The organism is Sphingorhabdus profundilacus (assembly GCF_009769755.1).
In the GTDB taxonomy this organism is placed as follows: Bacteria; Pseudomonadota; Alphaproteobacteria; order Sphingomonadales; family Sphingomonadaceae; genus Sphingorhabdus_B; species Sphingorhabdus_B profundilacus.
The window spans coordinates 483,746-505,930 of the sequence record NZ_SDWJ01000001.1 but is presented as its reverse complement, the minus strand read 5'-3'; the positions used below and the strand labels follow the sequence as shown (position 1 = coordinate 505,930).

Below are 22,185 nucleotides of genomic sequence, written 5' to 3'. Positions count from 1 at the left end.
GAACATTGCCGCACTTCGTGCCTCGGACGCAATGCCGAAATAGAATGGCGAAGGGGCACCGCGCATAATTGCTGGTGCCCCTTCCCTAAAAGTTAAATCTTGTATGAGAACCGCAAACCGATGGTGCGCGGGCGAGATGTGGTTGTACGAAGTTCCCCATCATTTCCGCTCTTGTACAATTCAGGGCGCTCATCCGTCAGATTGTCCCCGAACAATTCGAGACGCCATTCGTCTTTCGAAACGCCGAACGATGCCGAAAAAGTCGCATAGGAATCGAGCTTCTGGGCCGCTGGAATGGGTACGATTACATCGCCCGGACGAACAAGCACACCATTGTACGTCACGGGAATTGACGGCGCGTAACCCAAAGTAGGGTTAGACGCCTGGTACCGAATGTCGACATTGTCGATGACATCTGAAATGCTCTTGCCGACATAATGGAAACCAACCTGAGCGAAGGGAGCCAATCCAGATGCCAGTTCTTTTTCCCAGAACAAGCGGGCATTAAACTGGAACTTGGGGCTCAACGCGAGTGGGCCACCCAGAGGGCGAAGCACCGTCGTATTTTTCCGATACTTGCTAAGCTCTGAATCATTGTACGAGAAGGCACTGTTAAGTGTCAGCTCTTGCGTAGCCCGCCATGTCAGATCACCTTCAATACCGCGGATCTGTGCATCAAGCAGATTTGTCGTAAATGTCTGGTTCGAGATGTTTTGGTCAAACACGGTAATCTGGACATTGCTCCAATCAATCCGATATGCGGCTAAGTTGAGCTGCAACTGCCGATCAAGCAATGCAAACTTACCTCCGATTTCATAGTTCTGGACCTTATCAGGTACATAAGTTCCCAACCGGACGAAATCAGCGTTTGTCGGACAGATCGCGCTAGGTACGCGGCATGGACGACGGTTGAAGCCGCCTGGACGGAAGCCATCGGAGTAAGTCGCATAAATAAGCGAACCTTCGCCGATCCGATAGGTCAGGTTGGCCTTGTAAAGCACACCTGTGTATTTTGCTGGCGAGGCGTCAGCGTAAAGGACGTTAAGGTTCGCACTAACATTGTAGAATGCAGGCGGAGTTGCCGACGGCGAATATGTTCCGGTTGCGGGGTTGTAAACACCACGTGCACCGCCGAAGCTTCCGTTAGACGACCCGTTGATCGACGCCTTCTCGTTGTAATAACGCAACCCACCGGTCAAGATCAGCTTTTCTGGCACGATATCAAACGACGCTTCACCATAAGCGGCGAATTGCTTGTCTTTCCGCTGAATATCGTTGAAAAATCCGACTTTCACTGGGCGGATGCTGGTATCGTTTGCGTTAACCGAAGGGTTTGGTGCACGACGATTTATGAACCCAGCTGCTTCTTGCAAATAGGACCAATCGGTATTGTCGAACAATTTATTGTTATCATAAAACAACCCGAACGTACCACGGATACGCTTGTCCGCAGGCGTCGTAACGCGAAACTCCTGTGTCAGGCGCTTTGTCCGGTTACGAACCTGATAGCTTTTGTTAGGTGCATAGCAAGTGTTGCCGATATTGCCGTTATACGCCGCTGTGTAATAAACGCCGCGATCGCATTCATAATAAGGCAGGTATAGGCCGATATTTGAATAACCGGCATAATCGGCAATTTGCGTCGCACGATGCTTCATGAACGAACCTGTGTAAATCAGGTCGAGTTCACCAAGGCGGCCATTAACTGCCCACGTCGAGAGATTGACGCGGTCACGCAAAGAATTGTCGTTAAACTTTGTGACCTTAAGATCACCCACATCAGGTTCAAAATCGAACACGCCATCTGTGTCAAGTTCCTGACGGACATGCATCAAATCAATGGACCAGTCGTCGCTGATATTCCAGGTCAGGGCAATACGCCCACCCCTGTATGTCGCGTCGTTGTAGTCCTTTTCGATAAACGCGTCATTGTTGATGGATTGACGTGTTGGCGGCGTATACTGGCTGCCATTGCAATTTGGAACGACCGTTGTCGCCGTCGCCTGACAGGACTGTATTGCGCGCATTACCAGCAAAGGATTGCCTGTTGGTAATTTACCGGCAATGCCTACATTTCCGTTGAACGGCATCTGAAAGGTTCCGGCGACATTGTCGATATAACCACCCTGACGATCCGTGTAGAATACCGCACGGATAGCGAGCTTGTCCTTAATAATCGGGATATTGATGAAGGCATCGCCGGCAACGCTTTCCTCACCGCTTTTCGTAAAGGCATAGCTGGCGTTAAACCCGGCGTGGAATTCGCTCGTGTCTGGCTTGTTGGTAATATAACGGACAGCGCCACCCATGGCACTTGCGCCAAACAAGGTGCCTTGTGGCCCGGCCAGAACCTCGACGCGCTGCAAATCGACGGCATAAAGATCGAGATTACGTCCAACAAGCGAAGCGGGCGCATCATTTACATACAGCGCCACGGTTGGCTGGGCACCCGCAGTACCTGCAATCTGCAGGCCGGGGGAATCGGTGGACAGGCCACGAATGAAGATGGACGAAGCACCAGGACCACGCGATGCAGACCGAACGTTTGGCAGATATTCGATCAGCTTGTCGAACTTGGTGATATTGAGATCACCCAAGGTGTCGCCACCCAGCGCCGTAATAGCAAGCGGCACCCTGTTTGCCGACTCTTCACGCCTGGTTGCCGTAACAACGATATCGGCAATGCCGCGATCATCCTCTTCTGCCGTTTGTTGTGCAAATGCAGGAGCGGCTCCTACACCGGCACCCAGTGATGCCAATACAAATGCCGCGGTCGAAATTTTCAAATAGGTTTTCAATTTTCTTCCCCTCAACCATCCCTCGCCAATGCAAGGGTTGTAAATCTCCAAAGGCAGACTGAAACCGGAGTCCCCCCCACGCAACTGACCAAATTTTCTTGATTGGTAAATTAAATTCCTCAATCAATCACATCATCTACATGTTGCGATTAGAAGACCTAATATATGTTTGGCATGATGGATAGTGCAGTATTGCAACGCTAGGCCACGTATCAGTTTTTAGAGGATGGTTTAAATATGCAACCGGGTGCCGAATTTGTTCTGTTGATCGCGTGTGAAGACCGCAAGGGTATTGTTGCGGCGGTTGCCAATTCAATAGCTAGCCAAAACTGCAACATTGTCGAAAGCTCGCAATATGGGGATGCAAATACCGGGCGGTTTTTTATGCGGGTCGCAATTTCCTGTCCGCTAGAAATGACGTCTGAGAGTTTTTCATCTGCCTTCATGCCGGTGGCCACCGCCTTTCAACTGGAGTGGCAAATCAACGATCTTCGCAAGAAACTGCGCGCGATGATTATGGTCAGTCAAGGTGGTCACTGCCTTAATGACCTTCTGTACCGCACATCAACCAACAGGTTGCCCATGGACGTAACCAGCATCGTTTCGAACCACCTGAACTGGCAACGACGCGCCGAACATGAAGGAATCGCGTTCCACCATTTGCCAATCACGCCCGAAAACAAATTGGAACAGGAGGCGAAGTTGCTGGCAATGGTGGAAGAACAGCAGGTCGACTTGATCATTCTTGCCCGTTATATGCAGGTGCTGTCTGACCAGCTTTGCCGGAAACTCGACGGTCGCGTAATTAACATCCATCATAGCTTCCTTCCCGGTTTCAAGGGAGCGAAGCCCTATCATCGGGCCTATGAGCGGGGCGTCAAAATGGTCGGTGCGACGGCCCATTATGTGACACCAGACCTTGATGAAGGTCCGATTATAACGCAGGATGTTTCGATCGTTGACCATGCCGATACAGTCGAAGATCTGATCGCCCAAGGCCAAGATACCGAAAGCCGCGTTTTGGCCCGCGCGGTTAAACTGCATTTGGAGCATAGGGTTATGCTCAACGGAAATCGCACAATTGTGTTTAAGTAACAAATGCAAATTTCTGTAATATTAGAATATATATTTAGACCAGGAGAATAGCCGATGAAAACCCGCGCCGCCGTTGCCTTTGAGGCCAAAAAGCCACTTGAGATCGTCGAGCTCGATCTCGAAGGCCCGAAGGCGGGTGAAGTTCTGGTTGAAATCATGGCGACGGGCATTTGCCATACCGATGCCTACACCCTTGATGGACTGGACAGCGAAGGTCTGTTCCCCAGCGTTCTGGGCCATGAAGGCGCCGGAATTGTGCGTGAGGTCGGTGCAGGCGTCACCAGCGTGAAGCCCGGCGATCACGTTATCCCGCTTTACACCCCCGAATGCGGTAAGTGCAAAACCTGTCTGTCCGGGAAATCAAACCTGTGCACCGCGATCCGTGCGACGCAAGGCAAGGGTCTGATGCCTGACGGCACGACACGGTTCAGTTATAAAGGCCAGCCGATCTTCCATTATATGGGCTGCTCGACTTTTTCGAACTTCACCGTTTTGCCGGAGATCGCCGTCGCGAAGATCCGTGACGATGCGCCCTTCCAGACCAGCTGCTACATCGGCTGCGGTGTTACGACGGGCGTGGGTGCGGTAACAAACACTGCCAAGGTACAACCGGGCGACAATGTCATCGTCTTCGGCTTGGGCGGCATAGGTCTCAATGTGCTTCAGGGTGCGAAGATGGCTGGCGCGAACATGATTGTCGGTGTCGACATCAATCCGGCCCGCGAAGAATGGGGCAAGAAATTCGGCATGACTCACTTCGTCAATCCCAAGGATGTCGATGGCGATATTGTCCAGCATCTGGTGGCGCTGACCGACGGCGGAGCGGAGTATACGTTCGACTGCACAGGAAACACGACCGTGATGCGCCAAGCACTCGAAGCTTGCCATCGCGGCTGGGGCACTAGCATCATCATCGGTGTTGCCGAGGCTGGCAAGGAAATCAGCACGCGCCCATTCCAGCTCGTGACTGGCCGCAATTGGCGCGGAACGGCGTTTGGTGGGGCCAAGGGTCGCACCGACGTGCCCAAGATCGTCGATCTTTACATGGACGGTACGATCCAGATTGATCCCATGATTACCCATGTCTTGACGCTTGACGAAATCAACAAAGGCTTCGACCTCATGCATGCTGGCGAGAGCATCCGAAGCGTTGTGGTTTTTTAATGTCATCGCTCGCCGGCATTTTGGCTGAACATGCGGGGCGAGAAGGCCCCTTACTACCGATTTTGCATGATGTGCAAAAGATGTTCGGCCATGTCAGCGAAGATGCAATGCGGGAAATTGCCCAAACCCTGAATTTGACCCGCGCGGAAGTCTATGGCGTGGTCAGTTTCTACCACGATTTTCGGACAGAAGCCGAAGCGCGACCTGTGCTGAAACTCTGCCGCGCGGAAGCGTGCAAGGCGCGTGGTGTCGAGGCGCTAGTCCAAGTCGCGGAGGGCCAAAGCCGCGTAAAAGTAGAACCCATATATTGCCTTGGGCTATGCTCCGTGGGTCCCGCCGCATTGGTCGGTGACACCGTACACGCCCGTTTGGATAGCACGCGCCTTACAACATTGTTGGCCAGTCTATGAAAATCCGTATTTCTGACGACGCTCTTGCGATAGCTTGCGGTGCCGACACCGTCGCACAGGCGTTCATGCGCGCCGGTGCCGAAGTCGAGCGCGTGTCGAGTTGGGGCATGCATTGGCTCGAACCGCTGGTTGATGTCGAAGGCGTCGGCTACGCAATTGTAACAGCCGATCAGGTTGAAACGATTTTGGCAGGTGAAGCTGAGTCAATTGGTCCGATTGCCGAACACCCTTTCCTCACCCGTCAATCGCGCCTGACTTTCGCGCGGGCTGGAAAGACCCGGTCAACATCGCTCGACGATTATTACTCAAGCGATGGCTGGCGCGGCCTTGCGACAGCGCGGACCATGGGCGCGGAAGCGACGATTGAAACAGTGCTGGCATCGGGCCTACGCGGTCGCGGAGGTGCGGGCTTTCCAGCGGGCATAAAATGGAAAACCGTCGCATCGGCTCAGGCGGACACTAAATATATCGTCTGCAATGCCGACGAAGGCGACAGTGCCACATTTGCAGACCGAATGGTTATGGAGGGCGACCCCTTCATGCTGATTGAAGGCATGGCTATCGCCGCATTGGCGGTAGGGGCGCAAAAGGGATATGTGTATATCCGGTCCGAATATCCGCACGCCATCGCCAAAATGGAAACCGCCATCGCCGCATCCGCGCATCTGGTGGCACCCTTTGTGGTTGAAGTCCGCGTCGGGGCCGGTGCCTATGTGTGCGGCGAAGAAACTTCACTCCTGAACAGCCTTGAAGGCAAGCGCGGCGAGGTCCGGGCCAAACCTCCCCTTCCGGCGCTTGAAGGGCTTTTCGGTAAGCCGACCGTCGTCAACAATGTCCTGACGCTTGCCGCAATTCCGTGGATATTGACGCATGGCGGCGAAGCCTATGCGGCCTATGGCATGGGACGTTCCAAAGGAACAATGCCTGTCCAATTGGCGGGTAACATCAAATATGGCGGCCTGTTCGAGGTCGGCTTCGGCATCACATTGGGCGAACTGGTCAACGATATTGGGGGCGGCACCGACAGCGGGCGGGCGGTGCGTTGCGTTCAGGTCGGCGGGCCTTTGGGGGCCTATATTCCCCCTTCCCGTTTCGACCTGCCTTTCGACTATGAAGCCTTTGCCGCCGCCGATGCCTTGATCGGCCATGCCGGAATTACGGTTTTTGACGATACCGTCGATATGGCGCAAATGGCGCGCTTTGCGATGGAGTTCTGCGCGGTCGAAAGCTGTGGCAAGTGCACTCCGTGCCGCTTGGGCAGTACGCGGGGCGTCGAAACGCTGGACCAGATAATTGCAGGCAAAAATGTCGAGGCGAATTTGGCGCTTTTGGCCGATCTGTCCGAAACGATGAAGTTTGGTTCACTATGTGCGCTGGGCGGTTTCACTCCCTATCCAGTGATGTCGGCGATTACGCATTTCCCTGAAGATTTCAGATGAAGATATTGGGTGCGATCCTGGCGGGCGGCAAATCCACGCGTTTCGGTAGTGACAAAGCCGCTGCGGTATTGAACAATTTGCCGTTGATCGAAAATGTTGCGAATGCTTTGCGTAATCAGGTTGACGAGTTGATCGTGTGCGGTCGCGAATGGCCAAATATGAGGTGCATTACAGATCGGCCAGTTGGCGACAAGGGCCCTTTAGGCGGGTTGAACGCCGCCCTCCATTTTGCTCGCGATGGCGGCTTCGATTATGTGTTTTCCGTTGGCTGCGATGTCTTGCCTATTCCGCAAATGCCTAAAATGACTGACCCAAACATGGCCTGTTTTGTTGAGGACCATTTTCTGTTCGGCTTGTGGCCAGCGTCACTGGCACCGGAGTTGGACTGGCATCTGGAACAACAAACCAATTATTCGATGCGGCACTGGATTGAAACTATTGGCGCTCGGCCTTTGCCATCGCAAACAACATATTTTAACATCAACCGCCCGTCCGATCTGATATATGCTGCTGACAAATTGGCCAAGCATTCATGACCCGCAACCCTATTTTGTGTAAGGTATCCATATGACGTATCAGCCGCAAAAAGACTTCGGCACACCCGCCAGCGGATCAAGTGATCTTGTAACGTGCACAATTGATGGGCGGCATGTCACCGTTCCGGCGGGTACAAGCGTGATGCGCGCGGCGGCGGAACAGGGCACCGCGATTCCCAAGCTTTGCGCCACTGACAATATGAAAAGCTTTGGTTCATGCCGCCTGTGTCTTGTCGAAATCGATGGCCGCAAGGGGACTCCTGCCAGTTGCACCACGCCTGTCGAACCCGGCATGGTCGTCCACACCCAAACGCCGCATTTGCAAAAACTACGCAAAGGCGTGATGGAACTCTATATTTCCGACCACCCGCTCGATTGCCTGACCTGCGCCGCAAACGGTGATTGCGAACTGCAGGATCAGGCTGGAGCCGTCGGCCTGCGCGACGTGCGCTATGAGGTGCAAAGCACCCATTTGGGTCAGGAAAAGGACCATTCAAACCCCTATTTTGATTTTGACCCCAGCAAGTGCATCGCCTGCTCGCGCTGCATTCGCGCCTGCGATGAAGTGCAGGGGACACTCGCCCTGACCATGGAGGGTCGTGGGTGGGATTCCAAAATCTCCGCCGGTTTGGCGAGCGATGATTTTCTAGGGTCCGAATGCGTTTCCTGCGGCGCCTGTGTTCAAGCCTGCCCGACCGCCACGCTGGTCGAGAAAAAAGTCGTCGAAATTGGCACTCCCGAACGCAGTGTGGTCACCACATGCGCCTATTGCGGCGTCGGCTGCACCTTCCGCGCGGAGATGCGCGGTGAACAACTGATCCGTATGGTGCCGTACAAGGATGGCAAAGCCAACCGGGGACATAGCTGCGTCAAAGGGCGTTTTGCTTGGGGATATGCCCAGCATCAAGAACGCATATTGAAACCGATGATCCGCAAATCGATCAACGATCCGTGGCGCGAGGTCGAGTGGGACGAGGCATTTGCTTACACCGCGTCCGAACTGAGGCGGATTAGCGAAAGCTATGGCCGTCATGCCTTGGGCGGGATAACATCCAGTCGCTGCACCAATGAAGAAACCTTCTTGGTGCAGAAGCTTGTCCGCGCCGGTTTCGGAAACAACAATGTCGATACCTGTGCCCGCGTCTGCCATTCGCCAACCGGATACGGGTTGAAAACGACCTTTGGCACCAGTGCAGGCACACAGGATTTCGACAGCGTTGAGGAATGCGATGTCATCCTGATCATCGGCGCGAACCCGACAGACGGACATCCTGTGTTTGCCAGCCGGATGAAACGGCGGTTGCGGGGACAGGACGGACGTCCGCCCGCAAAGCTGATCGTGATCGACCCGCGCCGCACGGACATTGTGCGGTCCCCGCATATCGAAGCGGAGCATCACCTGCCCCTTCGCCCCGGTACAAATGTCGCCGTGCTGACAGCGATGGCGCATGTCATTGTCAGCGAGGGGCTCACCAATGAGGCCTTTATCAAGGAACGATGCGACTGGGATGAATATTGCCATTGGGCGGAATTTGTTAAGCAGCCCCGCAACAGCCCCGAAAGCCTGCAACCGGCTACTCTGGTAGAGGCCGAAGAATTGCGGGCGGCGGCGCGGCTTTACGCAACCGGCGGCAATGGTGCCATCTATTATGGTTTGGGCGTCACCGAACATTCGCAAGGCAGTTCGACCGTTATGGCCATTGCCAACCTTGCCATGGCAACCGGTAACATCGGACGGCGCGGCGTGGGCGTGAACCCTTTGCGCGGGCAGAATAACGTCCAGGGCGCGTGCGACATGGGCAGCTTCCCGCATGAACTGTCCGGATATCGCCATATCAGCGATGGTGATGCGCGAAGGTTGTTTGAAAATGACTGGGGCGTTTCGCTTGACCCTGAGCCCGGTTTACGCATCCCCAATATGCTCGACGCGGCGGTCGATGGTGTGTTCAAGGCCCTTTACGTGCAGGGTGAAGACATTCTGCATTCCGATCCAAACACCAAGCATGTGTCCGCCGGTCTTGCGGCCATGGAATGCGTCATCGTGCACGATCTTTTCCTGAACGAGACCGCCAATTACGCGCATATCTTTCTGCCGGGATCAACCTTCCTTGAAAAGAACGGCACATTTACAAATGCCGAACGCCGTATTCAACCCGTGCGGAAGGTCATGACACCGCTCAATGGCCTTGAAGATTGGGAGGTTACACAGCGCCTTGCCCAAGCCATGGGACTGGACTGGAATTACACGCATCCGTCCGAAATCATGGACGAGATTGCGCGGCTGACCCCTACATTTGCGGGCGTTTCCTTTGCCCGTCTGGACGAAGAAGGTTCGCTGCAATGGCCGGTGAACGATGCTGCACCGGACGGATCGCCGATTATGCATGTCGATGGATTTGTGCGGGGTAGAGGCAAATTTGTGGTGACCGACTATGTCCCCACCGATGAAAAGACCGGACCACGTTTCCCGCTGTTGCTGACCACCGGCCGTATATTGTCGCACTATAATGTAGGTGCCCAGACACGGCGGACCGAGAATGTGGCATGGCACCCCGAAGATCTGCTTGAGATACATCCGGTAGATGCCGAGGATCGCGGAATAAAATCAGGCGATTGGGTCAAACTGGCCAGCCGTGCAGGCGAAACGACATTGCGCGCGACGGTCACCGACCGTGTCGCACCCGGCGTCGTCTACACCACCTTCCACCACGCCGTGACACAAGCGAATGTAGTCACGACAGACTATAGCGACTGGGCCACCAATTGCCCGGAATATAAGGTGACTGCGGTGCAGATCAGCCCGTCCAATGGACCCACCGATTGGCAAGAAGAATATGAGGCGCTTTCCGAACGCGCACGGCGGATTGCGACCGAGGTGCCAGCCGAGTGACAAGCCTTGAACGCCTTGTATACATGCTCAACCAGATCGCTACCAATCTGGCGACGGACCCGGACCCCGTGACCGCAACGGCTGAACATATCCAGCTGTTCTGGGATCCGCGAATGAAACAGATGATCCTCGAAAGCGATGGCGAAGGGCTTTCGCCTGAAGCGGCGGCTGCGGTGCAACGTTTAGCGCAAGCACATGCCTCAGCGTGAAAATGGCGCGATACCGCTGCACTTTGCTGTCATAAAATCGGACGGCGGCGCGAATGGACGGGTGGTTCGACACACCATAATCGAAGCGGCGATTGCGATCGAGTATAACGGCATTGGCTATGCCGTCATGATGGCAACGCCTTTCGACCTTCATGATTATGCAATAGGATTTAGTCTTTCCGAAGGGCTGATCGGCAGCGCTGACCAGATTCCGGCGATTGATATACACCAAAGCGATTTGGGCTGGATTGTCCGGATACAGCTACCCAATGCCAACGCCGAGAAAGTAATCGAGCGCGCAAGGCAACGTGTTTCGGAAAGCAGTTGCGGGCTGTGCGGCATGGATAATCTGCAAGAGGTTATGCGCGCCCTGCCCCCTATAAAAACTTCTCTTGATGTGCCTGACAGCGCCATATTCACGGCCCTGACTTCGTTGCGCGAGCACCAACGGTTGAATGCAGCGACAGGGTCAGCGCACGCAGCGGCTTTTTGCACGCCGGACGGGTCTATACAAATGACGCGCGAAGATGTCGGAAGGCACAATGCGCTCGACAAGCTGATTGGTGCGCTCGCTGCGGCCCAGATTGCACCTTCGTCGGGCTTTATCCTTGTGACCGCGCGGTGCAGTCTGGAATTGGTGCAAAAGACAATACTCGCCCAATGTCCGATGTTGGTGACAATTTCGGCGGCAACTGATCTTGCGATACGAACCGCAGAAAAGCTCGGATTACGGCTTGTTAGCCTTGCGCGTCCGGACGCCGCTCTGGTCGCAATGCCCCGAACCGATTGATCAGCCAACTCCGGAACATCGAAATGGCAGGATCGGCTAAATCGTCGGCGTGCAGTTTCAGATAATAGCCATAGCCATCCTCAATGACCGCATCATAAGGCATGACGAGCCGCCCGTCAGCAATTTCCTGCGCAAACATGTCCACATCGCCCAGAAATACGCCATTTGCCGTCATCGCATATTGGGCGGCGGCAATGGTTGTGTCAAAAGCCAACCCGCCATTCGTCGTCATCGTCAATCCACTTTGCCGCAGATAAGCGGTCCATAATAGCTCGCGTGGTTCTCCATCCAGCTTCAAATGCAGAAATTCCTGACTGCAAAGAAATTGTTCAAGACTTTTACCAATGCTGGCCTTGGCCGTTTCAGCAGAGCATAATGGTGCGACGCGGACCATCCACAACAGATCGGTCACCCGGTCATCCACATTTGGACGGTCATAGGCAATCGCCATATCGAAATCGGTTGGCGGCAAGCCGGTGACATGCGCGCTTGATACGTCCAGCCGGATATCCGGGTGCTCAGCCCGAAAATCGCGAAGCATGGGCAGGAATAATTGTTGCAGCAAGGAAGGCGGGACATGGAGTCTGAACGACCGGCCGGTTACTTCATCATCGCGGATCGAGTTCATCGTCTGCTCAAGCCGGTCGAGACATTTGCTTATAACCGGCAGCAATTCTTCACCCGCAGGAGTCAGCGACAATCGCGATGCATCGCGAACAAACAATTGCTTGCCCAACAAATCCTCAAGTCCGCCGACGTGCCTGCTCATCGCACTTTGTGAAACGGATAATGCGGATGCACCGCCAGTAAAGCTGAGATGCTGGCCCACCGCTTCAAACGCACGAAGCGCATTCAGGGGCAACCAGCGACGGTTGATAGTGCTGCGGTTTGAAATGATCGGGGCCTTTCGACTGTGCTCGTTTCGTCGCCAATGACTTTGCCCGACATTTTGACATAGGGCTATGCGAAAATGCGATTTTATTAGCCATGCTATCTGGACCATTCCAGCGTTGGAGAGAATTACACAAAGGCCTAATCATGGATTTGAAGCGGATTGACACGCTGTTGGGGCAGCGTCGCGAGGGGCATACCTTGCCGCAGGGTTTGTACACGGAACAGAATAGTTTCGATTTCGACATGACCGCAATCTATGGCCAGAGTTGGTTGATGGCAGGTCTGGAATGCGAGTTACCCAAAGCGGGCAGCTATGTTTCGATGATGGTCGGGAAATGGCCGGTGCTTATAACCCGCGACCGGCAAGGTGAAATACGCGCTTTCCACAACAGTTGCCGCCATCGCGGATCGATGATCTGCGCGCCGGGCAGCGGCACCACGCCCAAGCTGGTCTGCCCTTATCACCGATGGACCTATGATCTTGACGGCTCCCTTTTTGCGGCGGGTCGCATGCCCGATGATTTTGAAAAGAGCGAACATGGCCTGAAACCCGTGGCGCTTGAGTGCATTTCCGGCACAATATTCATCTGCTTGGCCGACATTCCGCCGCCGATTGACGATTTCCGCGAAAAGCTTGAGCTTTATGCCGCGCCGCATCATCTGAAAGATGCAAAGCTCGCCTTCCAAAGCGTGCTAGTCGAAAATGCCAACTGGAAATTGGTAATGGAAAATGGCCGCGAATGTTACCATTGCAGCACGGGGCATCCGGAACTTTCCAAAACCTTCCCCGTCGGCATGTCCAAACATTTCGACAGCGGTCATGATGCACGGGTCCTCGCCTTTGAAGCCGCGATGGAGGCGCACAACCTCCCTCAAACACCGGTCGAAGGCCACTGGTGGCAAGTGGCACGCTTTGCATTGAACGAAGGATGTGTCTCGATTTCCAGTGACGGCCAGCATCTGTCGAGGAAGCTGATGTGCGAAGCCAATGGCGGCGACATCGGCTCCATGCGCTGGGCAGTCGATCCGCACTGTTTTGTCCATTGCACAGCCGATCATGCCTTCATGTTCAGCGCAATGCCCGTTGGTCCGGAAGAAACCCATGTCACCGGCAAATGGTATGTGCACAAGGACGCGGTCGAAGGCGTCGATTATGACATTGAAAAGCTGATTTCCCTGTGGACCACGACGAATTCGGAAGACAAGCAACTGGCCGAGAATAACCAGGTCGGCGTGCATAGCCCCGGTTATACTCCAGGCCCCTATTCGCAGGAAGCCGAAATGCTCGCGCAGCGTTTTACCGACTGGTATTGCGATAAGGGACGCGCTTATATTGCGGCCCATGCCAATGGATAAACCAAAGGGGATGCGCCCCGAAACGCTTGCTGTTGCTTATGGATATGACGCCCAGATGGGGATGGGTTCGGTAAAGCCGCCTATCTTCATGACCTCGACCTTTGTGTATCCTTCGGCACAACATGCCAAGGATGTGCACGAAGCTTATTTCGATGGCACCGGGCCATTAGTCGGGCAAACCAACCACATCTATTCGCGCCTTGGCCATCCCGGTTTGGACTTTCTGGAAAAGCGCCTCGCCGCGATTGACGGTGCCGAAGAAGCAGTCGCCTATTGCAGCGGCATGGCCGCCCATTCCAGTATCGCGCTCGCGCATGTGCGCGCCGGCGATAGCGTTTTGCACGGCCGTCCGATCTATGGCGGCGTCGATATGCTCTATAACAGCATCATGCCCCAATTCGGATCGCACGCCGCCGCTTATCTGGACGGCACGGACGAAGCCGATGTGCGCGCAGCGGCGCAGGCAGCAATGGCAAAAGGCACACTGAAACTGATCATAGCGGAAACGCCTGCCAATCCGACCGCAGCAATGGTCGATCTGGATCTGATGGTCCGGATGGCGGACGAAGTGGGTGCGCTTCAGGGGCATCGTCCGCTGGTCGTTGTCGACAACACTTTGTTGGGTCCCTTCGCACAACGTCCGATCGAGCATGGCGTCGATCTGTGCATGACCTCGCTCACAAAATATTGCGGCGGTCATAGCGACTTGCTGGCAGGTGGCGTGACCGGGCGCAAAGAGCTTATTGAACAGTTGAGATCGCAGCGCACAACCTGGGGCAATCATCTCGACCCCTATACATCATGGTTAGTGTTACGGTCGTTGGAATCTGTTGCGGTCCGCACCGAGCGGGCTATGTCCAACGCATTAGGTGTCGCAGAATTTCTGCGCCAACACCCAAAAGTGGCAGGCGTCACCTATCTGGGCTTTCTTTCAGAAGGCAGCCGTCCGCGCGCCGTTTACGACCGCCAGTGCAAGGCCGCCGGGTCCACTTTCTCTTTCCATCTGCACGGCAGCGAAGCGGAAGCATTTCGCATGCTGGACAATCTGCAACTGCTGAAAGTAGCGGTCAGCCTTGGTGGTTCGGAAACGTTGATCTGCCATTCGGCGAGCACGACGCATTATGCTGTGGCGCCCGCACAACGATTGGCTGGCGGAATCACCGATGGGACGATGCGTCTGTCGGTGGGTCTTGAACATGTGGATGATCTGATCGCCGATTTGGCGCAGGCACTGGAGGCGGTGTGATGGAACTGAAATTTACCGGAACAGATATTTGCGCGGTCAATGGCACGCGCAGCGCGCCCGAGGCGCATTATGAGCTTGTCGTCGTGGGCGCCGGGCCTAGCGGCGTTGCCGCCGCCATCGACGCGGCAAAGGCAGGCAGCAAGGTTTTGCTCGTCGACGAAAACCCCGTCTCCGGCGCGCTGATGGGTAACGACGTGCCGCTTTACTTCGGTGGCCGGATGACCGCAGCGACACAGAATAGCGAGCGAATGCTCGAAGCAATTTTCATGAGCATGCCGGAACTGGAAATAGCCATGGAGGCCGGGGTCGAACTGTTGTTGGGGACCACTGCCTGGGGTGTTTACCGGAATGGCCCCGGCGTCGCCAGCCTACCCGAGCAGGTCGTTGGCCTTGCCGATGCAGAACGGTCATGGCTGATCGGCTTCGATCATATCACGCTCGCCACCGGTGCGCGTGATCTTGCCATGGCCTTTCCTGGCTGGAACCAGCCTGGCGTTATGGGTGCGGCGGCGTTGCAGATGTTGCTGGCGCGTTATGACGCCTTTGCCGGACACCGCATTTTGATCCTCGGATCGCACGATCTCGCCATCGAAACGGCGCTTGTAGCGCACACACGCGGCCTTGACGTCGCTGGCCTCGTCGAAGTGCGCGGCGAACCGCAGGGCTCAGCCGACTTGCAAGCAAAACTGGAAGCAACGGGCATCGCTATCCATTGCGGTACCACCATCACATCGGCCAAGGGCGGCATCGATGGCGTCGAAGCCGCCGTACTTTCCAATGGCGAGGAAATTGCGTGCGATACGATCTGTATCGCAATCGGCTTGGTTCCGTCGATTGAACTGGTCGATGCCATGCACGGTGGACGCACGCTGAACGCGACACGCGGCGGATATGTCCCCGTTGGCGAAGCAACGGTTTCGGCCGTCGGCGATTGCGCCGGGTTAGCTGAAACAGGTTTCGACCATGTCGCGTACCGCATGGAGTGGATGCAGGCCCTCACCGCCATCAGCACCGATGACACGATCATTTGCCAGTGTGAAGAAGTGACGCGGGCGGACCTGATCGGCGTGCAGCCGCCCAATTATCTGTCGCGCCCTGCGCCGATGTGTGCCCGGTCGCTGGAGACATTATTGCAGGATGGCCCCGCCAATCCCGACCAAATAAAACGTCTGACCCGCGCAGGCATGGGTGTGTGCCAGGGCCGCCGTTGCCGCGATCAAGTGGCGATGCTGCTTGCTCTCGAGTCCGGGAAGCCTTTCGGTACCATTCCCTTGGCGTCGCATCGCGCCCCGGTTCGTCCGCTGCCCTTGAAAATCATGGCGGACTGGAATGAGCCCGAGGCCATGACGGCGGCCTGGGACGTCTGGTTCGGTATCCCGACGCAGTGGGTTCCGCTTGAAGATCTCGGTACGCAATATGAAGAGGACCATCGCCAGATGCTCTATACGGGGATGTACGAATGAGCGGGTCGGAAGTTGTCATCGTCGGTGGCGGCGTCACCGGACTGAGCGCAGGCTGGTGGCTGGCGCGGTCAGGCGTCAAGGTAACCGTGCTAGACAAGTTCATTGTCGGCTGGGAAGCGTCGGGCCGCAATGGCGGCGGGGCGTCCCACTATCAAAGCCCGCTGTTTGATGAAGAACAGCGTATGTGGCCGCAGATGGATGAATTGCTCGGCTATCCGACTGAGCATCAGAAAGAGCGCGTGATCATCGCGATGACCGAACGGCAGTGGGAGCAATATCGCTTCGTTGCCGAACGCCATCACCGTCTGGGGCATCCGGTCGAGGTGCTGGATGTCAAGCAAGTACAAGAGGCTGTGCCTTTGGCTGGCGACAATTGCTTCGGCGGCGTCCATTACAAATTCGGCGGTCACGCGAACCCGCAACGCAGCGTTCAGGCCTATGCCTGGGCCCTACAGGATCTGGGCGGACAGATTATCCAGCATAGCCCTGTCACCAGCTTTGAAACCGCTGGCGGTAAAGTCACTGCGGTCAAAACGGCGACGGCGACCTATGGCTGCGATGCCGTGGTGGTTGCGGCCGGACCGCAGATACCGCAATTGATGGCACAGTTCGGCATAGATATTCCGCTTGCCCCTGCCCGCGCAGAAATGATCATTACCGAGCCAGCGCCCATGATGCCCATTGGCGGCGTGGATGGGCATAAGCTCTATGGACGCCAGACAATGCGCGGCAATCTCGCTTATGGCGGCGGGCCGCATGAGTGGATCGATGTTGATGCGACAGGCCCCAAGGACCGGCCGTCAACGCCGCTGATGCGGAACCTCGCCAGCCGTTTGGCTGAACTATTGCCCAAGGCGGCCCATCTGAACATCATCCGCAGCTGGGCGGGGGTTATTGAAAACTCCCCCGATGGTCGCCCGATCATTGATCGCCTGACCAGCCCTGACAATGTCGTCGTTGCATCCATGTCGGGTGTCGGGTTCGGGCTATCGCCCGCATCGGGTCACGCCATCCGCGATCTCGTCATCGATGGTGCCTGTTCCTTTGCGAATATCGACATATTGAAGCTATCGCGCTTTGATAATCTGGAATCCGATTGGCGCGAAAAGCGCGGGTGGATGCCGATTTCATGAATCGCTACTCGGCTTTCGGATTGTTGCGGGGGGCCCTGAACGGGCAGAAGCATTGGCAGCCTGCGTGGCGCGATCCGGAGCCGAAGGCGCATTATGATATCGTCATTATCGGTGGCGGCGGGCATGGCCTTGCGACCGCTTATTATCTTGCAAAGGTGCACGGCCTCAAAAACATTGCGGTGTTGGAAAAGGGCTGGATCGGGGGCGGCAATACCGGCCGAAATACGACCATCGTGCGGTCCAACTATCGGCAAAAGCCGTTGCATGACCTGTTCGAATTTGGCCTGAAATTATGGCATAATCTGAGCGACGAGCTGAATTATAACGTGATGTTCAGCCCGCGTGGCGCGATGTTTTTGGGCCACAGCGATGCCGATATGGTCAAGCTGGCCGAGCGTGGCGATGCCATGCGTTGCGATGGAATTGATGCCGACCTGATGACCCGCGACGAGGTCGCAAAACTCGAACCATTGCTCGACATGTCGCGCAGCGCCCGCTTTCCCATCGAAGGCGGTTTGATCCAGCGGCGCGGCGGAACCGCCCGGCATGACGCCGTGGCGTGGGGTTACGCACGCGGGGCAGATTCCTTCGGCGTCGACATCATCCAGAAATGCGAGGTTACCGGATTTGTCCGCGACGGCGATGCGGTCGTTGGCGTCGAAACCACACGCGGCCGGATCGGTGCTGGCCGGGTTGGCATCTGTGTCGCAGGACATAGCGGCCATGTCGCAGGGCTCGCGGGTCTGAAACTGCCGGTGGAATCGCAAACCTTGCAAGCCATGGTGACCGAGGGCGTCAAACCGATGATTAACAGCGTCATCATGTCGCAATCCCTGCATTGCTATATCAGCCAGTCGGACAAGGGCGGCATTGTCTTTGGCGGCGACCCTGACAATTGGCCGAGCTACGCGCAACGCGGCCACCCGATGGTGATGGAAGGTGCCATCGCACAAGGGCTTGCCCTCGTCCCTGCCCTCTCCCGATTACGCATGGTACGCACATGGTCAGGCGTCACCGATATGAGTTTTGACGGAGCGCCCATCATCGGGGAAACACCGGTCCGTAATCTCTATCTCAACGGTGGTTGGTGCTATGGTGGTTTCAAAGCCACACCGGCGTCGGGGTGGACCTATGCCCACACACTTGCCACTGGCTCACCCCATGCTCTTAACGCCCCATTTGCGCTCGAACGCTTCATGCGCGGCGCGACCATTGACGAAACAGGGACCGGCCCGATGCCGAACAGCCGCTAATGATGTTGATCAACTGCCCCCATTGCGGCCCGCGCGCGCAGAGCGAATTTGTCTATGAGCGCACGGTCGATTCTGTTGCACCGGCAGGTGCAAGCAATGACGAGGCCATGCAGATACTCTTCACCCGAAGCAATCCGCGCGGTGTAGACGACGAGATTTGGCGTCATACCTTCGGCTGTCGTGCGTGGATGGTGGTCACCCGCCACCGCGTCACGAACGAGATTTCGCAGGTCCGCGCGGTCGGACCGGAGGCTTTACCATGACCGGCCCTTCGCGCCCCAATTCCGGGCAGGACATCAGCTTCACCTTCGACGGAACGCGCTATTCGGCACGCGCTGGCGATACGCTAGCGGCGGCGCTGTTGGCCAATGGCATCGGCCTTGTCGGGCGCAGTTTCAAATACCACCGCCCCCGCGGGATCATGACCGCCGGTGTCGAAGAACCCAACGCCTTGGTGACGGTGGGCGAAGGCGGGCGGGCCGAACCGAACACGCGCGCCACCGACGTCTTTGTCTATGACGGTTTGGCGGCCCAAAGCCAAAATCGCTGGCCCAACCTGTCGCTGGACTTCGGCGCTATCCTCGGACTTGCAGCACCGGTTTTTTCGGCGGGGTTCTATTACAAAACCTTCTTCGGTTCGGCCAAACGATGGATGTTCTATGAACATTTTATCCGCAAAGCTGCCGGTTTGGGAAATGCACCACGCGATGCCGACCCTGATCGTTTCAGCCAGCGCGCGGCCTTTTGCGATGTCTTGGTCGTAGGCGCTGGCCCTGCCGGAATCGCCGCCGCAAGGGAAGCTGCCGATGCCGGAAAGCGCGTCATCTTGGTCGAGCAGGATGATATCCTCGGCGCCTCGCTTATCCGCGATCCGCAAGAGTTGGATAGTGCATGGGCCAAAGAAAGTGCGGACCGCATTCGTGCATCAGGCGGCCATATTCTTACGCGCACAACGGCGTCCGGTTATTGGGAACATGATCTGGTCACCCTGACCCAAAGGCTTGCTGAGCCCGGACAAGTGCCCGCCAATGGCGTTGCACAACGGTTGTGGCATGTCCGTGCAGGCCAGGTAATCTTGGCGACAGGGTCAATCGAACGGCCCATGGCGTTTCCCCATAATGACCGGCCCGGCGTCATGCTGTCACAAGCCGTGCGAACCTATGTTCGGCGCTTTGGGGTATGCCCCGGTCAGCGTGTCGTGATAGCCACGAATAATGATGACGCCTATTTGACCGCGCATGCCTTGAAAGAGGCCGGGGCGCAAATTGTCGCCATTCTCGACGCACGTCCTGCTCCGGCCGGTCAGGAGCATGGTTTTACAACATTCAACAACGCTCATCCCTTGGCAACCAAAGGTTCGCGCCACTGCCTCAAAAGTGTGTCGGGCATCGTGGATGGCATACCCAAAAGCTGGGATGCCGATCTGCTGGCTGTCTCCGGCGGGTTTACGCCTGTCGTCCATTTGCATTGCCAGGCCGGTGGAACGCTGGAATGGAATGATGCGGCGCAAGCCTTTGTCCCGGGGCAATCACGCCAGAATGTGAAAACCATCGGCGGTGCCGCGAGCCCCGCCCCGGTCTTCTCAGCAGCGCCTGTCGTTCCGGCGAAAAAGAGTTTTGTCGATTTCCAGAATGACGTGACCTTGGCCGATGTCGATCTGGCCTGGGCCGAAGGTTACCGGTCGGTCGAACATCTCAAACGCTATACGACGCTGGGCATGGCAACCGATCAGGGTAAAACCAGCAATATGGGTGCGCTTGCTCGGCTCGCCGAAAAGCAAGGCGTTGCAATTCCCGAGGCGGGTCTGACCACATTCCGACCACCCTATACGCCCGTTACCATGGGTCTGTTCGCAGGCACAGCGGCGAAGGATGCGGGGGCACATAAGCGCCGCTTGGCCCTTTTTGATGTGCACGCGGCCAAGAACCCGATCTGGCAGCCGCTTGGCTATTGGTTCCGACCACGGGCCTATCCCATGGCGGGCGAGAGCCTTGCTGAGGCTGCGATGCGGGAGGCACGGTCGGTGCGGACTGCGGTGGGCATGACCGATGTATCGACGCTGGCAAAATTTGAAATCAGCGGACCCGACGCGGTGGCCCTGCTCGAAACCGTTTGCGCCACGAGCGTTGGAAAACTTGCGGTCGGGCGTGGACGCTACACCTTCATGCTACGCGAAGACGGCTTTGTCTTTGATGACGGCACCGTCTGGCGGATTGATGAAAACCGCTATCTGTTGACCAGTTCCACCGGCGGAGCGGACCGGATGGCAACGCATCTGTCCTATGTGCGTAATTATCTTCATCCGGAATTGCGCGTTTCTGTCGTGAATGTGCAGGAACATCTTGCGGGAATCGCCATAGCCGGTCCGAAGGCCAAATCGGTCCTTGCAACACTGACTGGCGAAGAACCGCCCCGCCATATGTCGACGGTCGGCGCAAAAATTGCGGGCGTCGCAGTCCTCGTGCTCGCGGCGAGCTACAGTGGGGAGCGGGCTTTCGAAATTTATGTCGATGCGCGCAACGCAGAACCGGTTTGGGCGGAATGCGAAACAGCCGTCGTCGGGACTGGTGGATGCCTCTATGGCCTCGAAGCCATGGAGTTTCTACGCATCGAAAAAGGCCATCTGGTAGTGGGCGGCGAAATTGACGGACGCATGACGCCACTTGATCTCGCACTCGACAAAATGCTGAACACGGGAGGTGGCTTCATCGGCGCAGCAGGCCTAACCCGCCCCGCGCTGTCCGAAGCAGGACGCCGGCAGCTTGTGGGGCTTGAAGCTGTTGAAGGTTCCATTCCCGAAGGGTCCATGCTGGTCACGGCGGACGGAAAGTCACCTGAAGGCCATGTTACCGCATCGGCGTTCCGCATAATGGATGGCGGATCACTCGCCTTGGGACAATTGGCAGATGGCTTCCTGCGCCATGGCGAAGAACTCATCGCCACCTCGCCAACCCGTGGACAAAAGGCGCGCGTGCGCGTTGTTGCACCCCATTTCTATGACAGCGCAGGGGAACGCTATCGTGACTGATGTAACCGTTTCCACCCTCCCCTCCGCGCCCCTTTGGGCATTCGAGATTTGGAACAATCCGGATGCAGTCGCCACGCGATTTGCGGCGGCGGCGGGTTTTGCTTTGCCGGAAATGGGGACGTCCGGCGGTAGCGATGCGCTGCGCCTGATCCGCTATGAGCCAACCGTCTGGCTGGTGGAAGGTGATGCCTCCGCATTGCCGTCCATCCTGGACAATGACGGTGCGCTGACAGCCATAGGCGGCGGCGTCACGCGGGTGTTGATGTCCGGCAGGGGCTGGCGGCGCTTATTGATGGAAGGCGGCGTGTTTGATGCTGAAAGCCCGGCGTTTGCTGTTGGTTCCAGCGCCGCAACCATCATAGACCATGTCAACATCCGGCTGCTTGTCCTCAGCGAAGACGCTTGCCTTGCCTATGTACCGCTCAGCTATGCCCAAGGAATCCTCCACTTCTGGCAAGAGGCGGCGAAGGCTTTAGATTAA

18 protein-coding genes are annotated in these 22,185 nt (G+C 56.5%); 16 read left to right on the top strand and 2 right to left on the bottom strand.

What is annotated here, in order from left to right:
* Positions 1–92 precede the first annotated feature (92 nt).
* The gene (locus EUU23_RS02390; protein ID WP_218939484.1) at positions 93–2,786 is read right to left on the bottom strand and encodes a TonB-dependent receptor; all 2,694 of its coding nucleotides are present in this window, start codon (positions 2,784–2,786) and stop codon (positions 93–95) included.
* A gap of 249 nt (positions 2,787–3,035) precedes the next feature.
* Here EUU23_RS02390 and purU point away from each other — a divergent pair, with 249 nt between their 5' ends.
* From purU to fdhD, 8 genes are read left to right on the top strand one after another with little or no spacing between them, the layout of a single operon-like run.
* Complete coding sequence (purU, locus tag EUU23_RS02385; RefSeq protein ID WP_160352519.1) at positions 3,036–3,893, top strand: formyltetrahydrofolate deformylase; 858 nt, start codon at positions 3,036–3,038, stop codon at positions 3,891–3,893.
* Between the two features lie 54 nt (positions 3,894–3,947).
* A complete protein-coding gene (locus tag EUU23_RS02380) occupies positions 3,948–5,057 on the top strand; it encodes an S-(hydroxymethyl)glutathione dehydrogenase/class III alcohol dehydrogenase (RefSeq protein WP_160352518.1) in 1,110 nt (369 codons plus the stop codon).
* A complete protein-coding gene (locus EUU23_RS02375; protein ID WP_160352517.1) occupies positions 5,057–5,467 on the top strand; it encodes an NAD(P)H-dependent oxidoreductase subunit E in 411 nt (136 codons plus the stop codon). Before EUU23_RS02380 ends, EUU23_RS02375 begins: the two co-directional genes overlap by 1 nt.
* On the top strand, positions 5,464–6,906 hold the full coding sequence (locus tag EUU23_RS02370) for an NADH-ubiquinone oxidoreductase-F iron-sulfur binding region domain-containing protein (RefSeq protein WP_160352516.1): 1,443 nt from the start codon (positions 5,464–5,466) through the stop codon (positions 6,904–6,906). Before EUU23_RS02375 ends, EUU23_RS02370 begins: the two co-directional genes overlap by 4 nt.
* The gene (gene mobA, locus EUU23_RS02365) at positions 6,903–7,442 is read left to right on the top strand and encodes a molybdenum cofactor guanylyltransferase (protein WP_160352515.1); all 540 of its coding nucleotides are present in this window, start codon (positions 6,903–6,905) and stop codon (positions 7,440–7,442) included. The genes EUU23_RS02370 and mobA overlap by 4 nt, the downstream gene beginning before the upstream one ends.
* 31 nt (positions 7,443–7,473) lie before the next feature.
* Complete coding sequence (fdhF, locus tag EUU23_RS02360; protein ID WP_160352514.1) at positions 7,474–10,332, top strand: formate dehydrogenase subunit alpha; 2,859 nt, start codon at positions 7,474–7,476, stop codon at positions 10,330–10,332.
* A complete protein-coding gene (locus tag EUU23_RS02355) occupies positions 10,329–10,541 on the top strand; it encodes a formate dehydrogenase subunit delta (RefSeq protein WP_343032671.1) in 213 nt (70 codons plus the stop codon). Before fdhF ends, EUU23_RS02355 begins: the two co-directional genes overlap by 4 nt.
* Entirely contained in the window at positions 10,528–11,331 is an 804-nt protein-coding gene (gene fdhD, locus EUU23_RS02350) for a formate dehydrogenase accessory sulfurtransferase FdhD (protein WP_160352513.1), read from the top strand. Before EUU23_RS02355 ends, fdhD begins: the two co-directional genes overlap by 14 nt.
* Here fdhD and EUU23_RS02345 read toward each other — a convergent pair.
* A complete protein-coding gene (locus EUU23_RS02345) occupies positions 11,279–12,193 on the bottom strand; it encodes a LysR family transcriptional regulator (RefSeq protein WP_246156037.1) in 915 nt (304 codons plus the stop codon). The genes fdhD and EUU23_RS02345 overlap by 53 nt on opposite strands.
* Before the next feature lie 176 nt (positions 12,194–12,369).
* On the opposite strand from EUU23_RS02345, the gene EUU23_RS02340 reads away from it, so the two are divergent.
* The 8 genes from EUU23_RS02340 to EUU23_RS02305 are packed head-to-tail and all read left to right on the top strand — an operon-like array spanning position 12,370 to position 22,185.
* The gene (locus EUU23_RS02340) at positions 12,370–13,581 is read left to right on the top strand and encodes an aromatic ring-hydroxylating oxygenase subunit alpha (protein WP_160352511.1); all 1,212 of its coding nucleotides are present in this window, start codon (positions 12,370–12,372) and stop codon (positions 13,579–13,581) included.
* Complete coding sequence (locus EUU23_RS02335; RefSeq protein WP_179956499.1) at positions 13,574–14,827, top strand: cystathionine gamma-synthase family protein; 1,254 nt, start codon at positions 13,574–13,576, stop codon at positions 14,825–14,827. Before EUU23_RS02340 ends, EUU23_RS02335 begins: the two co-directional genes overlap by 8 nt.
* Positions 14,827–16,290 carry an FAD-dependent oxidoreductase gene (locus EUU23_RS02330; protein ID WP_160352509.1) on the top strand — a complete coding sequence of 488 codons (1,464 nt, stop codon included), beginning with the start codon at positions 14,827–14,829 and terminating at the stop codon, positions 16,288–16,290. The genes EUU23_RS02335 and EUU23_RS02330 overlap by 1 nt, the downstream gene beginning before the upstream one ends.
* Positions 16,287–17,423: an NAD(P)/FAD-dependent oxidoreductase gene (locus EUU23_RS02325; RefSeq protein WP_160352508.1), complete on the top strand. Its 1,137-nt coding sequence runs from the start codon at positions 16,287–16,289 to the stop codon at positions 17,421–17,423. The genes EUU23_RS02330 and EUU23_RS02325 overlap by 4 nt, the downstream gene beginning before the upstream one ends.
* Positions 17,420–18,676 (top strand): sarcosine oxidase subunit beta family protein, encoded by a 1,257-nt coding sequence (locus EUU23_RS02320; RefSeq protein WP_160353498.1) that lies wholly within the window; start codon positions 17,420–17,422, stop codon positions 18,674–18,676. The genes EUU23_RS02325 and EUU23_RS02320 overlap by 4 nt, the downstream gene beginning before the upstream one ends.
* Positions 18,676–18,939: a sarcosine oxidase subunit delta gene (locus EUU23_RS02315; RefSeq protein WP_160352507.1), complete on the top strand. Its 264-nt coding sequence runs from the start codon at positions 18,676–18,678 to the stop codon at positions 18,937–18,939. The genes EUU23_RS02320 and EUU23_RS02315 overlap by 1 nt, the downstream gene beginning before the upstream one ends.
* Positions 18,936–21,704 carry a 2Fe-2S iron-sulfur cluster-binding protein gene (locus EUU23_RS02310; protein ID WP_160352506.1) on the top strand — a complete coding sequence of 923 codons (2,769 nt, stop codon included), beginning with the start codon at positions 18,936–18,938 and terminating at the stop codon, positions 21,702–21,704. Before EUU23_RS02315 ends, EUU23_RS02310 begins: the two co-directional genes overlap by 4 nt.
* Positions 21,697–22,185, top strand: a complete 489-nt coding sequence (locus tag EUU23_RS02305) for an aminomethyltransferase family protein (protein WP_160352505.1) — start codon at positions 21,697–21,699, stop codon at positions 22,183–22,185. Before EUU23_RS02310 ends, EUU23_RS02305 begins: the two co-directional genes overlap by 8 nt.

Coding starts and splice junctions, on each gene's coding strand:
- purU (WP_160352519.1), top strand. CDS start 3,036: ATGCAACCGGGTGCCGAATTTGTTCTGTTGATCGCGTGTGAAGACCGC.
- EUU23_RS02380 (WP_160352518.1), top strand. CDS start 3,948: ATGAAAACCCGCGCCGCCGTTGCCTTTGAGGCCAAAAAGCCACTTGAG.
- EUU23_RS02335 (WP_179956499.1), top strand. CDS start 13,574: ATGGATAAACCAAAGGGGATGCGCCCCGAAACGCTTGCTGTTGCTTAT.
- mobA (WP_160352515.1), top strand. CDS start 6,903: ATGAAGATATTGGGTGCGATCCTGGCGGGCGGCAAATCCACGCGTTTC.
- EUU23_RS02325 (WP_160352508.1), top strand. CDS start 16,287: ATGAGCGGGTCGGAAGTTGTCATCGTCGGTGGCGGCGTCACCGGACTG.
- fdhD (WP_160352513.1), top strand. CDS start 10,528: ATGCCTCAGCGTGAAAATGGCGCGATACCGCTGCACTTTGCTGTCATA.
- EUU23_RS02340 (WP_160352511.1), top strand. CDS start 12,370: ATGGATTTGAAGCGGATTGACACGCTGTTGGGGCAGCGTCGCGAGGGG.
- EUU23_RS02375 (WP_160352517.1), top strand. CDS start 5,057: ATGTCATCGCTCGCCGGCATTTTGGCTGAACATGCGGGGCGAGAAGGC.
- EUU23_RS02315 (WP_160352507.1), top strand. CDS start 18,676: ATGATGTTGATCAACTGCCCCCATTGCGGCCCGCGCGCGCAGAGCGAA.
- EUU23_RS02330 (WP_160352509.1), top strand. CDS start 14,827: ATGGAACTGAAATTTACCGGAACAGATATTTGCGCGGTCAATGGCACG.
- EUU23_RS02320 (WP_160353498.1), top strand. CDS start 17,420: ATGAATCGCTACTCGGCTTTCGGATTGTTGCGGGGGGCCCTGAACGGG.
- EUU23_RS02310 (WP_160352506.1), top strand. CDS start 18,936: ATGACCGGCCCTTCGCGCCCCAATTCCGGGCAGGACATCAGCTTCACC.
- EUU23_RS02370 (WP_160352516.1), top strand. CDS start 5,464: ATGAAAATCCGTATTTCTGACGACGCTCTTGCGATAGCTTGCGGTGCC.
- fdhF (WP_160352514.1), top strand. CDS start 7,474: ATGACGTATCAGCCGCAAAAAGACTTCGGCACACCCGCCAGCGGATCA.